This window comes from Kitasatospora sp. NPDC038210 (genome assembly GCF_055600605.1).
On the sequence record NZ_JBVJYK010000011.1, the window covers coordinates 29,002 to 43,073 of the forward strand.

The 14,072-nt window shown below is 73.5% G+C and carries 14 protein-coding genes; 5 read left to right on the forward strand and 9 right to left on the reverse strand.

Annotation, left to right across the window (positions count from 1 at the left end; genetic code table 11):
• Nucleotides 1-7: 7 nt before the first annotated feature.
• From ACZ7KX_RS22440 to ACZ7KX_RS22450, 3 genes are all read right to left on the reverse strand, one after another.
• Nucleotides 8-793 carry a leucine-rich repeat domain-containing protein gene (locus ACZ7KX_RS22440; protein ID WP_470327990.1) on the reverse strand — a complete coding sequence of 262 codons (786 nt, stop codon included), beginning with the start codon at nucleotides 791-793 and terminating at the stop codon, nucleotides 8-10.
• 43 nt (nucleotides 794-836) lie between these two features.
• The gene (locus ACZ7KX_RS22445) at nucleotides 837-2,099 is read right to left on the reverse strand and encodes a serine hydrolase domain-containing protein (protein WP_470327991.1); all 1,263 of its coding nucleotides are present in this window, start codon (nucleotides 2,097-2,099) and stop codon (nucleotides 837-839) included.
• 160 nt (nucleotides 2,100-2,259) lie between these two features.
• Nucleotides 2,260-2,748, reverse strand: a complete 489-nt coding sequence (locus ACZ7KX_RS22450; RefSeq protein ID WP_470327992.1) for a carboxymuconolactone decarboxylase family protein — start codon at nucleotides 2,746-2,748, stop codon at nucleotides 2,260-2,262.
• 92 nt (nucleotides 2,749-2,840) lie between these two features.
• Here ACZ7KX_RS22450 and ACZ7KX_RS22455 point away from each other — a divergent pair, with 92 nt between their 5' ends.
• A complete protein-coding gene (locus ACZ7KX_RS22455; protein ID WP_470327993.1) occupies nucleotides 2,841-3,800 on the forward strand; it encodes a pirin family protein in 960 nt (319 codons plus the stop codon).
• A gap of 222 nt (nucleotides 3,801-4,022) precedes the next feature.
• Here the strand turns inward: ACZ7KX_RS22455 and ACZ7KX_RS22460 are convergent, their stop codons facing one another.
• From ACZ7KX_RS22460 to ACZ7KX_RS22470, 3 genes are all read right to left on the reverse strand, one after another.
• Nucleotides 4,023-4,976, reverse strand: a complete 954-nt coding sequence (locus ACZ7KX_RS22460) for an LLM class F420-dependent oxidoreductase (RefSeq protein WP_470327994.1) — start codon at nucleotides 4,974-4,976, stop codon at nucleotides 4,023-4,025.
• A 181-nt stretch (nucleotides 4,977-5,157) separates the two neighbouring features.
• Complete coding sequence (ku, locus tag ACZ7KX_RS22465; protein WP_470327995.1) at nucleotides 5,158-6,234, reverse strand: non-homologous end joining protein Ku; 1,077 nt, start codon at nucleotides 6,232-6,234, stop codon at nucleotides 5,158-5,160.
• Between the two features lie 561 nt (nucleotides 6,235-6,795).
• A complete protein-coding gene (locus ACZ7KX_RS22470) occupies nucleotides 6,796-7,164 on the reverse strand; it encodes an STAS domain-containing protein (protein WP_470327996.1) in 369 nt (122 codons plus the stop codon).
• A gap of 228 nt (nucleotides 7,165-7,392) precedes the next feature.
• Between ACZ7KX_RS22470 and ACZ7KX_RS22475 the strand changes: the two genes are divergently transcribed.
• The 3 genes from ACZ7KX_RS22475 to ACZ7KX_RS22485 all read left to right on the forward strand — a co-directional run bounded on the left by ACZ7KX_RS22475 (nucleotide 7,393) and on the right by ACZ7KX_RS22485 (nucleotide 9,118).
• Nucleotides 7,393-7,788 carry an ATP-binding protein gene (locus tag ACZ7KX_RS22475; RefSeq protein ID WP_470328193.1) on the forward strand — a complete coding sequence of 132 codons (396 nt, stop codon included), beginning with the start codon at nucleotides 7,393-7,395 and terminating at the stop codon, nucleotides 7,786-7,788.
• 175 nt (nucleotides 7,789-7,963) lie between these two features.
• A complete protein-coding gene (locus tag ACZ7KX_RS22480; protein ID WP_470327997.1) occupies nucleotides 7,964-8,569 on the forward strand; it encodes a hypothetical protein in 606 nt (201 codons plus the stop codon).
• Between the two features lie 378 nt (nucleotides 8,570-8,947).
• Nucleotides 8,948-9,118: a hypothetical protein gene (locus ACZ7KX_RS22485; RefSeq protein ID WP_470327998.1), complete on the forward strand. Its 171-nt coding sequence runs from the start codon at nucleotides 8,948-8,950 to the stop codon at nucleotides 9,116-9,118.
• A gap of 363 nt (nucleotides 9,119-9,481) precedes the next feature.
• Here the strand turns inward: ACZ7KX_RS22485 and ACZ7KX_RS22490 are convergent, their stop codons facing one another.
• The 3 genes from ACZ7KX_RS22490 to ACZ7KX_RS22500 form a co-directional block, all read right to left on the reverse strand.
• The gene (locus ACZ7KX_RS22490) at nucleotides 9,482-10,105 is read right to left on the reverse strand and encodes a hypothetical protein (RefSeq protein ID WP_470327999.1); all 624 of its coding nucleotides are present in this window, start codon (nucleotides 10,103-10,105) and stop codon (nucleotides 9,482-9,484) included.
• Between the two features lie 482 nt (nucleotides 10,106-10,587).
• Entirely contained in the window at nucleotides 10,588-11,448 is an 861-nt protein-coding gene (locus tag ACZ7KX_RS22495) for a DUF3592 domain-containing protein (protein WP_470328000.1), read from the reverse strand.
• A 77-nt stretch (nucleotides 11,449-11,525) separates the two neighbouring features.
• On the reverse strand, nucleotides 11,526-12,653 hold the full coding sequence (locus ACZ7KX_RS22500; RefSeq protein WP_470328001.1) for a hypothetical protein: 1,128 nt from the start codon (nucleotides 12,651-12,653) through the stop codon (nucleotides 11,526-11,528).
• A gap of 418 nt (nucleotides 12,654-13,071) precedes the next feature.
• On the opposite strand from ACZ7KX_RS22500, the gene ACZ7KX_RS22505 reads away from it, so the two are divergent.
• Nucleotides 13,072-13,911, forward strand: coding sequence for an SAM-dependent methyltransferase (locus ACZ7KX_RS22505; RefSeq protein WP_470328002.1), 840 nt, complete (start codon nucleotides 13,072-13,074; stop codon nucleotides 13,909-13,911).
• Nucleotides 13,912-14,072 lie beyond the last annotated feature (161 nt).

The following is a 14,072-nucleotide window of genomic DNA, read 5'->3' on the forward strand; positions in this document are numbered from 1 at the left end:
GGCCCGCTCAGTACAGGACGACGCACCCGCGCGCGGCGAGCGCGGCCAGCACCTGCGGCGACGGCCGCACCTCGTTCCACCGCAGGTCCAGCTTCTCCAACGCTGGAAACGCGGGCAGCACCGGAGACCCGGGCAGGCCCGGCCGCCCGGCCGACTCGCCCGGTTCGGTCAGCCAGCGCGGCAGTTCGGTGATCCGGTTGCCGCGCAGGTCGAGGCGGCGCAGCAGCGGCAGCCCGGCGAGCGCGGCCGGGATCTCGGCGAGGGCGTTCTCCCGGAGTTCCAGCTCGCGCAGCTCGGTGAGCCCGGCCACGGACTCCGGCAGCGCCGTCAACTCGTTCCCGCGGAGCCAGAGTTCGCGCAGCGCGCCGAGCCTGCCGATGGACTCGGGCAGCGTGCCGAGCCGGTTGTGCTGCGCACGGAGCTCGACCAGGGAGGCCATCTCGCCGATGGTGGCGGGGAGTTCGGTGAGCCGGTTCTCGCCGACGTTGAGGTAGCGCAGTGCGGTGAGCCGGCCGAGGGTGTCCGGCAGGACGGTCAGCGCGTTGTCGTGCACGTAGAGGAAGTCGCCGAGCCCGGTGAGGCTCCCCAGCTCCGCGGGCAGCGCGGCGAGTCGGTTGTGCCCGAGGTCGAGGGTGCGCAGCGCCGTCAACTTCCCGATCTCGGGCGGTAGTTCGGTGATCCCGGTGTCGGCGAGGATGAGCACCGTCAGGTCGGTGCGGCCCCACAGCCCGTCGGGCACCCGGCCGAGCTGCTGCTTCCAGAGGTTGAGTGTCGTGTCCGTCACGCCGGCCATTCTCCGCCACCGGGCCGCAGGCGGCTCCAGCGGTGTCACGGTGTCACCGGGTGCCGCAGAAGGCCTCCTCCAGGAAGCCGTACCCCGCGACCGCCTGCGCCTGGAGCTGGGTCTCGTCGCCGCGCGGGGTGACGGACATCGCGACCTGCCGGTCCCCCGAGTTCCACAGCTGCGAGCTGTAGCCGGCCACCCCGCCGTCGTGCCCGTAGGCGACCCCGCAGGACAGCTGCCACCGGGCCAGTCCCAGCCCGTAGCTCAGTCCCGTGGGCCGGCCGCCGACCTCGATCGGGACCGTCGTGGTCATCTCCTTCATGAGCGGCGGCGGGAGCAGCCGGCCGCCGGTCAGGGCCTGCTCGAAGCGGTTCAGGTCGCTCAGGGTGGAGACGAGTTCGCCCGCCGAGTTCGCCCAGGAGACGCTCTGCACGGTCACGTCCCGGTCGCTGCGGTCCGCCGGGCCGGGGCCCTCGACGAGCGTCAGGTAGCCGTGCGCGTGCGGGCCGCGGATGTCGGTGACCGTGCCCGGGAAGTACGTCCCGGTCAGGCCGAGCGGGCGCAGGAGGCGTGCGGTGATCTCCTGGGCGTAGCCGTGCCCGGTGACCCGCTCGATGATCATGCCGAGCAGGGTGTAGTTGACGTTGGAGTAGCCCCACGAGGTGCCCGGCGGGAAGGCGGGCGCGTGCGCCACCGAGGCCGCGACCACCTGCGCCGGGGTGATCGTCCGGGTCAGGCCGCCCTGGTCCAGCCAGTTCCGGACCACGGCCGGGTCGGTCGGGTCGGGGAAGAGCCCGCCCTTCTCGTTGGTCGGGTCCCAGAGGCCGGAGGTGTGGTTGAGCAGTTGGCGCACGGTGATGTGCGCGCCGTCGGGCACCGTGCCCGGCAGGTGGCGCTCGACCGGGTCGTCCAGGCCGATCCGGCCCTCCCCCGCCAGCTGGAGCACGGTGGTGGCGGTGAACACCTTGGTGATGCTGCCGGCCCGGAACCGACCGTCGGTGCGGACCGGCACGCCGGTGGCCAGGTCGGAGACGCCCGATCCGCCGCGCCAGACCCCGTTCCGGTCCCTGACCTCCGCGATCGCGGAGACCGCACCCGCGCCGGTCACCGCCCGCAGCGCCGCCGTCCGGCGGTCGGCGGCGGTCGGCTCGCCACCGTTCGACCCGCCGTCCTGCCCGGCGGCCGCCGCCGAGGCGACCGGCGCCGAGGCGACCGGCGCCGCCAGCGCCAGACAGACCGTCGCCGCCAGCGCCGAAACGGTGCGCCGCGCCCTGCGCGCCGCACCCGACGCCGCACGTCCCCCACCCTGCTTCATGCGCCCCCCAGTTGACCCCGCGGCGAGCACCCGCCCGCCCTCGACGCCCAGCCTTCTCCCCGAACTGACGATCGGTCATCCGCCGCCAGGAGGAACCGGTCGTACACCCGCCTAGGGACGACCTCCGCCGAAAGACGGAGCCCCCTCCCCCTCCGATCGGCTACCGCGCCGGGGCCGGGCGGACCGGGTGCTTGCTCATGATGGAGACCCGGTTGAACGAGTTGATGGTGATCGCCACCCACACCACCGCCGAGATCTCCGCCTCGCTGAACACCTCGCGCGCGACGCCGTACGCGGCCTCCTGCGCGACCGCGTCCGCCGGGCTGGTGGTCGCCTCGGCCAGTGCGAGCGCGGCACGCTCCCGCGCGTCGAACACCTCGGTGTCGCGCCACGCCGGGAGCACGCCCAGCCGCTGGGTGGTCTCGCCCTCGCGCAGCGCGGCCCTGGTGTGGACGTTCAGGCAGTAGGCACAGCCGTTGATCTGCGACACCCGCAGGTTGACGAGTTCCACCAGCCGACGGTCCAGCCCGGCCTCCGCCGCCACCTCGCGCGCCGCCTCGGCGGCCGCGACGAGCGCCTTGTACGCCTGGGGGCTCTGCTTGTCGATGAACACCCGCCGGTCCGCCGGGACCACCGTCACGTCACTCACCTGAACTCCTTGGCCGATCGTTGTCACCCGTCACTCTGCCATGGCATGATAGTTGAATCTAGAACTACTTGCACCTGGGAGGGACCCCGACCGTGAGCACCACCGAGACCGACCTCACCGACCCGCACGCCGCCGACCCGCGTGTCGCGGTCCTGCCCCCGAGGGACGTCCCGCTCGGCGGTCCGCGCGCGATGACGGTGCGTCGCACGCTGCCGCAGCGCTCCCGCACCCTGATCGGCGCCTGGTGCTTCGTCGACCACTACGGCCCCGACGACGTCGCCCACACCGGCGGCATGGACGTCGCCCCGCACCCGCACACCGGCCTGCAGACCGTCAGCTGGCTCTTCACCGGCGAGATCGAGCACCGGGACAGCCTCGGCATCCACGCCTACGTCCGGCCGGGCGAGGTGAACCTGATGACCTCCGGCCACGGCATCGCCCACTCCGAGGTCTCCACCCCGGCCACCACCACCCTGCACGGCGTACAGCTGTGGGTCGCCCTGCCCGAGGAGCACCGGCACACCGGCCGCGCCTTCCACCACCACGCGCCCGCCCCGGTCGCCCTGGACGGCGGCGAGGCCCGGGTCTTCCTCGGCACCCTCGCCGGGGACACCTCCCCCGTCCCCACCTTCACCCCCCTGCTCGGCGCCGAGATCACCCTGCGCCCGCGCGCCACCGTCACCCTCGACGTCGACCCCGCCTTCGAGCACGGCCTCCTGGTCGACACCGGCGAGGTCCGCTTCGCCGACACCCCGCTCCACCCCGCCGACCTCGGCTACCTCGCCCCCGGCGCCACCACCGTCACCCTCACCAACACCGGCGACACCGACGCCCGCACCGTCCTCCTCGGCGGCACGCCCTTCGAGGAGGAGATCGTCATGTGGTGGAACTTCATCGGCCGGTCCCACGAGGACATCGTCCGGGCCCGCGAGGACTGGATGAGCTCCGAGAACCCCGACCGCTACGGCACCGTCCAGGGCTACCCGGGCGACCGCCTGCCCGCCCCGGAGCTCCCCGGAATCCCCCTCAAGCCCCGCGGCCGCGTGCGCTGACCCGCCCTTTCGCCGGCCGGGGAGCGCAGCGGCCAAACCTGCCGCGCTCCCCGCGCCGGCCCCTCCTGCCCTCGGGACGCCCCGACGCGGAGAAGGCGTCCGGCTTCTGCCGGGAACCCGGACTCCCAGTCTTCCACCCATCCCCGAACGGGCGAGATCCTCTGCGGGGCGTGGTCACCGCGGACCCCCGCACCGGTGGTCCGCGCCGTCGGCGACGAGGGCTCAGAACGCCGTACGGAGTGCCGGCAGGAGGTTGTCCTCGGCCCAGGTGAGGAACCCGGGCTGGCTGTCGCCGCCGACCTGTACGAGGGCGATCTCCCCGAACCCGGCGTCGACGAACGGCCGTACCGCCTCGACGAAGTCCTCGGTCCGGTCGCCGCACGGAATGGCCCCGGCGACGTCGTCGGGGCGGACGAACCGGCTCGCGGCGGCGAAACCCGACGTCCCGGGCAGCTCGGCGTTGACCTTCCAGCCGCCACCGAACCACCGGAACTGCTCGTGGGCCCGCCGCACGGCGGCGTCCCGGTCGGTGTCCCAGCACACCGGCAGCTGGCCCACGGCCGGCTTCCCCGCTCCGCCGTTCTCCGCGAAGCCGGCGATCAACGACGGGTCCGGCTCCACCGCGATGACCAAGTCGGCCAGTCGCCCGGCCAGTTCGCAGGAGTCCGGACCCGAGACCGCGATCCCGATCGGGAGGTCCCACAGCCGCGCGCCCTCGATGTCGAAGTACCGGCCCCGACGGGTGACGTAGCCGCCGTCGAACAGGGCCCGGATGATCTGCACCGCCTCGTCGAGCATCGCCTGCCGCACCGGTACCGCGGGCCACCCACGGCCGACCACGTGCTCGTTGAGGTTCTCGCCGCTGCCCAGACCGAGCCGGAAGCGGCCCTCGGAGAGCAACTGCACGGTGGCGGCCTTCTGTGCCACCACCACCGGGTGGTACCGGAACGTCGGGCAGGTCACGTAGGTCATGAGCGGGATCCGCGAGGTGGCCTGCGCGGCCGCGCCGAGCACCGCCCACGCGTACGGGGCGTGACCCTGCTCCTCCAGCCAGGGGAATGAGTGGTCCGAGATCACCGAGAAGTCGAACCCGGCCTGCTCGGCGCGCACGGCGTCCGCGACGAGGTCACGGGGGCCGCGCTGCTCGGTCATCAGCGTGTATCCGATTCTCACCATGCCCCACGCCTGCCCCGATCGCGGCGTCCCTCACACCGGCACCGACACCGACCAGCGGATCCTCGGCTCCGCCCACTCACCCACACTCCGGCGCGGCAGCCGAGGAACTGCGAGGAACCGGGAACCGCGGGGCCCGGTCCGCCGACGGTGGTCCGGGCCCCGGACCGTGGCGGTGTGCTGTCTATGAGGCGGTGCGGCTCGGGCGCCCGGCTTGTTCGAGGGCGTGCTGGAGCTGGTCGCGGGTCATGGAGGAGCGGTGGGGGATGCCGAGTTCGGTGGCCCGCTGGTAGAGCTCAGCCTTGGTGAGCTGGGACAACTGCCGCTTGCCGGTCGGGTTGGTGCGCTTCGCCGTGGTCTTGGTGGCGGTGGGCTTGGCGGAGGTGCTCTTCTTGCCGCCGGTCCGTTTGGGAGCGCCCGCCGCACCGGAGGCACGGGTGCGGGCGGTGGACTTCTTCGGCTGCCCGGCGGGCTCGTCCTTGCGGGCGGAGTCGAGGCTGCGGCGCAGGGCGTCCATGAGGTCGATGACGTTGGTGGCCTCGGGGGCGGGGCCGCTGGAGACGGCGATCTCCCGGCCGGCGAGCTTGTCCTCGACGAGCTTCCTGACCTGTTCCTCGTAGGTGTCGTGCCACTCGTCGGGCTGCCAGTCGATGGCGAGCATGCCGATCAGCTGCTCGGCGGTCCTGACCTCCTGCGCGGTGAGCTTCGTCTTCTCCGGGAGGTTGTCGACCTCGCGGTGCGGGTCGCGGACCTCGTCGGCGAAGTGCATCGTGTGCAGCTCCAGCAGCCCGTGGTCCGAGCGCACCGCGGTGAGGTACTCCTTGCCGCGCATCGCGAACATCGCCAGCCCGGCCTTGCCGGCGTGCTCCAGGGCCTCGACCAGCAGCCCGTAGACCTTCTGGTACTCCATGCCGCGCGGGCCGAGGTAGTAGGTGCGGTCGAAGAAGATCGGGTCGACGTCGTCCAGGTCGACGAATCCGGAGATGTCGATGGTGCGGGAGCGGCCGGGGGAGATCTGCTCCAGCTCGTCGGGTTCGACGATCACGTACTCGCCGTCGGTGACCTCGTAGCCCTTCACGATGTCGGCGAACTCGACCTCCTTGCCGGTGCGCTCGTTGACCCGCTTGTTGCGCACCCGGTCGGACGTGCCGCGCTGCAGCTGATGGAAACGCACGTCGTGGGACCGGGTGGCGGAGTACAGGGCCACGGGCACGGTGACCAGGCCGAACGTGAGCACGCCGGTCCACATGGGTCGGGCCATCACGTCCTCCTTCGTTGCACCGGTCCCGCTGCCGGTCCCGCTCGCGCGACACGGTCACGGCCGGCGTCGGCGCCGGGCCGGCGGTCCGCAGGCGGTGCCGGGCCGACGGGCGTCGCCGCCCTGCTGAGCCCCTTTCGGAGGCGGTACGGCGACGCCCTACCGGGCGCATGGCCACCTGCGGCATCCTCAAACCCGTGGCCCGCAGGGTCGGGCTGATCACGTCGGCCGGTTCGGCCGCTGCGGAACGGCTGCACCGCGATGCCGGGCCGTCGCGCCGGGCTCATAGCGCCATTCCTGCTGCCGGGACCACTCCGACCTGCAACGACACGCGGCAGGCCGGGCTCGACCCACCCCTCGAAGCGCCGCCCGGCGGGCTTCGGCAGGGCACCGGAGGAAGGGGGAACCTCCCGGGCATCCCGGTGCCCGACGCACCGGGAACAGGTCACTGGCGGGCCCGGCCGCCGCGCCCGGTCCGTCCGGCGGTCGTCCTCACGGCCGGGGGCTCGGACGGGGTTCTGCGGAGAGCCGGCGCATCGTCGGCCGGTGGTCCCGTCCGTGGGGTCAGAACAGGGGGTCCAGGTCAGGAACGGCCGGGGTGGGTGCGGTCGGGATGATGTCGAAGACGGTGTCCGTTTCGGTGACCCGCAGCAGGCGGGTGACCTGGGGGCCGGGAGCGGCGAGGCGGAAGACGGTGCCGGTGGCGCCGGCGGCCCGGCGGGCTTTGAGGAGTTCGTTGAGGCCGGAGGAGGAGCAGAAGGTCAGGTCGCGGCAGTCGACGACGAGGGTGGCGGGGACGGGCGTCGCGGTGAGCGCGTCACGGAGGGCCCGGGCGAGGGCCGGGGCGGTGTCCAGGTCGGCGTGACCGGTCAGGGCGAGGACGCGCGTGCCCGGGGGTGCCGGGCGGCGTCTCGTGCCCAGGCCCGTTTCCATGATCGGCCCCTTTCCCCGCCGGATCGTGCTCCCGCGGTCGGCGCACCCTGCGTCTGCCCGCCCCCGCGGGAGCGAAGCACCCGCCCGCGGAGGCCCGAGGAACGAAGACAGGCCGCGATTAGGACGGGGTGACCGCGGAAACACGCCCGGTGTCCGGCACCGGCGCCGCCGCTGCTCCGCCCGGCCCGGGTGCCTGTTCAACTGCGGGAGGTGAAGGCCGTGGACGGCATGACGGAACACTGGTGCTTCCCGCTCGACTGCGACTCCGGCAGCGCGCTGGAACCGGCCATGACCCACCTGCGGGGAGTGCTGGGCGCCATCCCCCCGACCGGCGGGGCCACCGCGGAGCGCAGACGGGACGACGTGCTCCTGGTGGGCTGCGAACTGCTCACCAACGCCTGCCGGCACACCCCCGGTCCCACCCGCCTGGACGTCGACGTCCATGACGGCGTGCTGATCGTCGCGGTGACCGACACCGCCGCCGCCCCGCCGGTGGTGCGTCCTTGGCGGCCGGCGCAGCCGGGCGGCCACGGCCTGCACGTCGTGGACAGGCTCACGACGGACTGGGGTACCGCCCCGGCTTCGGGAGGCAAGACCGTGTGGGCCGCGCTGCCCGTTCCCTGACCCCGCGCGAGGCCGCCGGCCGGGGTCGCCCGGGTGGGGCACCCGTGTCGGGTGCCGGCGGGCGGACGGGCGGGGACGGCCGCAGGGTGGTGGGAATCGCCGGTGTCGCCGTGGGGACGTAGGCCCGGCCGAGCGGCTGATCGACGAAGATCGCGACGGGCCCTATCCTGGCGCGATGTCCGACAGCACTGCCCCGACCCTGCTCTTCGTCATCGGCCCGGCCGCGGTCGGGAAGATGACCGTAGGCGGCGCGATAGCCGACCGCACCGGGTTCAAGCTCTTCCACAACCACCTGACCATCGAACCGCTGCTGCGGCTGTTCCCTTACGAGTCGCCGCAGTTCCAGCGGCTCAACCACGGCTTCCGCGAACAGATCTTCGCCGAGGCCGCCGCCAGCGACCTGCCCGGCCTGGTGTTCACCCTCGTCTGGGACTTCGACGACCCCGCCGACGCCGCACTCGTCGAACGCTACGCGGCCCCCTTCCGCGACCGGGGCTCACGCGTGCTGTTCCTGGAGCTGTCCGCCGACCAGGGCGTCCGGCTCCAGCGCAACGCCGGCGAGTCCCGCCTGGCGGAGAAGGCCTCCAAGCGCGACCTGCAGTGGTCCAACGCCAACCTGACCGGCATGGACGCCCGGTACCGCCTCAACTCCGTCGACGACTTCGCCCACGCGCCCGACACACACCTGCTGATCGACAACACCCGTCTGGAACCCGATGAGGTCGCCGTGCGGGCCATCGAGTACTTCGGGCTGGGAGCTGTGTCCCCGGCATCCGGCTGAGCGGCATCGGGTGGGCTCACGGGCGGTGACCCCTCGCCGGTCACCGCGGTGACCGGCGAGGGGTCACCGGTGGCGGGGGCTGCCCGGCAGGGCGAGTGCGCCGTTCGTGAAGCCGAGCGGCAGAGCCGCCCCCGCATGCCGCCTGATGGGCTCCGGCCTGCGCCTCCGGGCCCGGCTCATCGGCGTTCCGGGCGTTCCAGGGCGCGAGTGAGCCGGGGCGGTTGTGCTGGTTTCGCCGCCGGGACAGGCGATCACACGCGAAGTACGGAACCCGGTGTCGGTCCGAGCCGCCGGCCAATGGCACCGCCGTGACCCTCGCCGACACCGCGCAGCCCGTCGGCGAACGAGAGCAAAGAACGAGAACGAAGGAGGGCCGCCATGGCCTGGATCCTCTTCCTCATTCTGGTCGCGATCATCCTCGGGATCATCGGCGTGGCCGCGCATGGCCTGCTCTACCTCCTCCTCATCGGCATCGTCGTCTTCCTCATCGCCCTCGCACTCGGCGGCGCGTTCCTGCGCAGGGGTCGGTCGGCTCGCCAGCCGAGGTGATGGCCACCCGTCCGCAGGCCGGGCCCCGGTACGGGGCCCGGCCTGGGGAAACAGGCGGCCGGACGGCCCTGCTCGCGAGAGGAGTTGACCCGCCGATCTCGCGGGACAGCGACCCGCCGATCAGCCGGCACTCACGGAAGCGGCACCGTCTCCGGACGCGGATGCTGCCCGGTGCCCGGTGCCCGGTGGGAGCCGACAGGACGGTCGCCACGCCGTCCGCGATCCGCGATCCGCGATCCGCGACGTCGGACTCCTCCGTGCAGTCCCGGCGGCCCGTAGGCGGCCCTCCGGCTCGTTGCCCTGCTGCCGGTGGACGAGAGCAACGAATCCGCACAACAAGGAACGCCCCTCCCCGTTCCTTGTTCACGGTGCGGGCGGCGATCTCCTCGGCCCGCTTCTCGCTCCCGATCGGTCGGGATGTGTGGGCGTGTACCCGGAACCCGGCTCCCGACTCGCCCGGCCACTCTTCCCGGTCACGAACGGGATCGGCCGGCCCGGTTCCGCAAGACCCGGCCGCAGGACCTGGGCGGTCTCGGCCTGCCGTGCGTCGAGGACGTCCGCCTGGCGCTCGGCGCGGTTCTCCAGCAGGCGCAGCTTGGAGCCGAGCGGACCGTCCGGTCCCGTCGCCGCGCGCAGGGCCCGCCAGAGCGCGAGTTTGCCCTGGACGCCCGCCCTCATGGCCTCCAGTTCCAGGTGGTCACTGAGCGGCGAACGGCGAGCCAGCCGCCCGTTGAGCTTCAGCCGGCCGGTCTTCTCGGCGGCGACGCCCAGCAGCATGCGGTGCCGGCGGGGCCGTACCCCGAGGGACCGCATCAGGCTGACGAGTTCGTCGCGGTCCTCGGCGATCTCCCGTGCGAGGCGCCACAGTTCGGGGGTGTCGGGATGCTCGCGGGCGATCCGGCGGGCGAGTGCCGCACCGCCGTAGGAGCCGGCGAGGTGGTCGTTCAGATAGAGCGCGAGCAGGCGCTCGCTGTCGCGGTCCGTCACGTCGTCACTCCTCGGGTGCCATGGCCGACGCCGGTCCGGCCCTCGAACGGTCCGGCGGGCTCCGGCGGGCTCCGGTCAGCCGGCACGATCGACACCGCGACGGCGAGCAGGACGACCAGGACGGCCGGCCCTGCTCCCCGGGCCGTACGGACCGTCTCGGGGCCTCGGATGGGAGATCCCCGGCCCGCCCTCGGCGGATGGGGTGTCCCGGCCGGATTCGTGACAGCGGCTTCCCGGCACCGCTGGACGGAAACCCCTGCCACGAGACTGCCGCCACGGGAGCCGCATCAGTGGATCTCACGACATGCCCGCGCCGACCACGAAGCGCAGTGTCGCCACACCCGGTCTTTCGGAGCCGTCGGCCGCTCTCGGCCTGCCGGCGACGGCGGGAGCTGACCGGACGGAGCCTTCGGGGTGCCATGCCGTAGCCGCCCCCTGGGGGCCCCGCCGCGGACGGCGGGGCCGGCGGGGCCCGCTCCGGGTCAGAGCAGGACGACGCCCACGACGGCCGCCGCCGCGACGAGGACCAGGAACACCACGTTGACCGCGATGTCCGAGCGCACCGAGCGCTGCCGGGCCGCGTGGTCCGGCACGAACCGGGCCGGATCGTCCTCCGGGTAGTGCACCGTCAGCTCCCGCCCGTACGACCCGGCCGGGTCCGGCACCCCCGAGTCGCAGTGGGCGGTGACGGCCGCGCCCTCGCGGGTGGTGAACGCCACCACCGGCGTGATCGTGGTGGAGGTGCTGCCCTCCGCGTCGGTGCTGACGTCCCTGAGCACCGCGACGATCCGGCCCGGGACGGCGACCATCGACGCCAGCTGCTCGCGGCGGTGCCGGGCGTCGCGCACGTTCCCCGGCAGGTAGCAGACACCGACCAGCGCCCACGGCCCGCAGACGCCGACCAGTGCCCACGGCCAGCCCCAGTCGACCGAGGCGACGACCACCAGGCCGACGTAGATCAGGAAGAGCGCCGCGTTCGGCCAGCCCAGCCCGCGACCGCCCGCCTCCGGATCGTCGCTGAACCGGTAGTCGTGCGGCCTCCCGCGCGGGTAGCGGACCCCGATCTCCCGGCCCGTCCACGCGGCGGTGATCATCTCGCCGCGCTCACCGTCGTTCGTCACGATGACCTCCGCACCGGAGGACGGCTCACGGTAGGAGACCACCACCGCGATCCCCCCTCGCCGGGAGCCGCCGTGCCGGGGCTCCCGCACCCGCTCGATCCGCCCCCGCACCCGCACCATCCGCTGCGCCCTGGTCACCCCGGCCAGCGACCGGCCGTACCCCACCAGCGCCACCGCGCCCAGCACCGCGCACCACAGCGCCAGGTACCCGTGCCACCCCATGCGCCCATCCCTCCTGTCGCTCCGACCCCGTTGCCCCACCGGGCCGCACCACGGTGGCCGACCCCTCCGGCACGCCCTCAGCGGGCCGGGCTGCGCCGCACCACCACGCCCCGACCGTCCGCCTCCAGGGAGGCCGAGCCGCCGGCCCCGGCCACACTGATCCTGATCGTGAGGGCACCGGTCAGACGTTCCGCGGAGAGCTGCCAGGTCTGCGGCGAGTCGACGCCGAGCGTGGTCCTGGCCTCCTCGACCAGCGCGGGCACCCGGTCGAAGGGCAGCGAGCGCGGGTCAAACGACGGGGCGTCCACCCCGGCGGGGGAGAACACGACCGTCAGCAGCTGCTCCTGCACGACGACGGTGAGCGCCGGCTTGCCGTCCCCGCCCCCGCCCCCGCCCCCGGTGAGCGACTCGACGGCCTCCCGCAGCGCGCCCCGGTCCAGCATCGACCGGCCCGGGCCGAAGGAGACCGTGCCGGAGGCCGAGGAGGTGACCGCACCCGTGACCGTGCCGGTGCTCGTGACCGTGCTCGTACTCGACGAGGTCACGGAGGCGGAGCGTCCGTCGGGCGTGTCGGTGTCCTTCCCGAACAGCTCGGCGCGTAGGAGCAGGACCACGGCGGCCGCGCCGAGCAGCACCCCGAGGAGGGTGACGAGGCTCCAGGCGCAGCCGTCCTGACGCTCGGCCGCCACGGCCGGCCCGGGCGCCGACTCCAGGACGGCGCCGGCCGCCCGCTCCTCCCACTCCGGGGTCGGCCGCTTCACGATCCGCACCAGCCACGGCCGGTCCGGCGGGTACCGGACCACCAGGACCGCGCCCGCCCGGTGGTCGCGCAGCTCGGAGACGTGCACGTCCTGGGTGATCCGGATGCGGAAGGCCGGCGCCCGGTCCGGGGCGACGGTGAGGTCGAACCGCACCGGGACGTCCGTCTCCTCGCCCTTCTGCACCTCCAGCCCGTCGACCAGCGCCAGCGCCGTGCGGGGTGCCAGGGCCGCCTCCCGGGCCCGGCGCGGCGCGCCGGCGAGGCGGAACAGCAGCCCGTACGCCGCGAGCAGGGCCGGACCGGCGACGATCAGCGGCACCTTCCCGAGGGTGCAGCCGACGACGAAGGCGGCCAGCGACACCCCGACCGCGCCACCCGTCAGGAACCCCCTGGCGAGGTCGACGGGAGTGGCACCGGTGGGCGGCGCGACCGTGGTGGTTGTCATACGGGTGATTCTGTCGGCCCCGGGTGGCTGCCGACAGGGGTCTGTGCGCGCTCGATGGATCCTCTCTCCGGCCCCCCTCCTCGTGGAGGGCGAACACCACGCGGTCGAGGGTCCAGTGGTCCGGTGCTCCCGCGGTGACCTGCCAGGGGATGTGCTCCGGCAGCAGGACCGACAGCGGCAGGTGGACGGTGCGGGATCCGTGACGTTCGAGGAGGTCGCCCGGCTTGGGCGAGCAGCCCAGGAACTCGTACGGAAACGGCGGGTCGCGAGCACCGCGCGAAGGCTGTCGTCGCAGGCCGGTGATCGGTGGCCACTGGCACCTTGCCCGCCTCACCTGTCACACTGCTGACCGTACGTCAAGTCATATCGTCCTTTCGGCCCTGGTGTGGTCGTGGGGAGAGAGCGGGGAGCGGCGGCGATGAACGTGGATGACCAGGGCCTGGAGAAGCCGCTCAGCACCGTCATACGGCAGGACATACCGCACAGCGCCCGCATGTACGACTGGTTCCTGGGCGGCAAGGACCACTACGAGGTGGACCGCGAGGCCGCCGAGCGCGTGCTCACGGTGTTCCCGACCATGCGGATCGCGGTCTGGGCGAACCGGGCGTTCATGCACCGGGCGACCCGGACGCTGGCGCAGCGGGGCCTGCGCCAGTGGTTGGACGTCGGCACGGGCATCCCCACCTCCCCGAACCTGCACGAGGTCGCGCAGTCGGTGGCTCCCGAGGCTCGGGTGGTCTACGCCGACAACGATCCGATCGTGCTGGCGCACTCGCGGGCGCTGATGACCAGCACACCGGAGGGGCGGACCGCGTACGTCCACGGCGACGTGCGGGATCCGGACACCATCCTGAACGCCCCCGAGGTGGCGCGGACGCTCGACCTGGGGCAGCCGGTCGTGCTCTCCATGGTGGCGTTGCTGCACTTCGTCCCGGACCTCGGCGAGGCACGCGCGATCGTGGAGCGGCTCCTGAAGCCGCTGCCGTCGGGCTCGGCGCTGGTGCTCTCGCACGCCACGGCGGAGCTGGACCCGGAGGGCGCGCCGATGGTGCAGGAGATCTACAACAAGGCGGGCACCACGCTGCGGCTGCGGCCCCGCGCCGAGTTCGAGACCCTCTTCGACGGGCTGGAGCTGCTGGAACCGGGAGTCGTGCCCGCACACCGCTGGCGCCCGGACGAGGACGCCCCCGGCCGACTGCCGGACGGGGTCACGGACGCCCAGGTGTCGTTCTACGCGGGTGTCGCCGTCAAGCACTAGTCGGCTCACGGACCGTGACCGCGCCACCCGCTGGTGACGCGGTCCGGGAGCACCCCGGCAACCGTCTCCCGGCGCCCGCGCTGCCCGGCCGCCCGCCGAAGCCGTGCGGCCGGGCTGCCGGGCGGCTACCCGGCCTCGTACGCTGACCTGCGGGTTCCGGG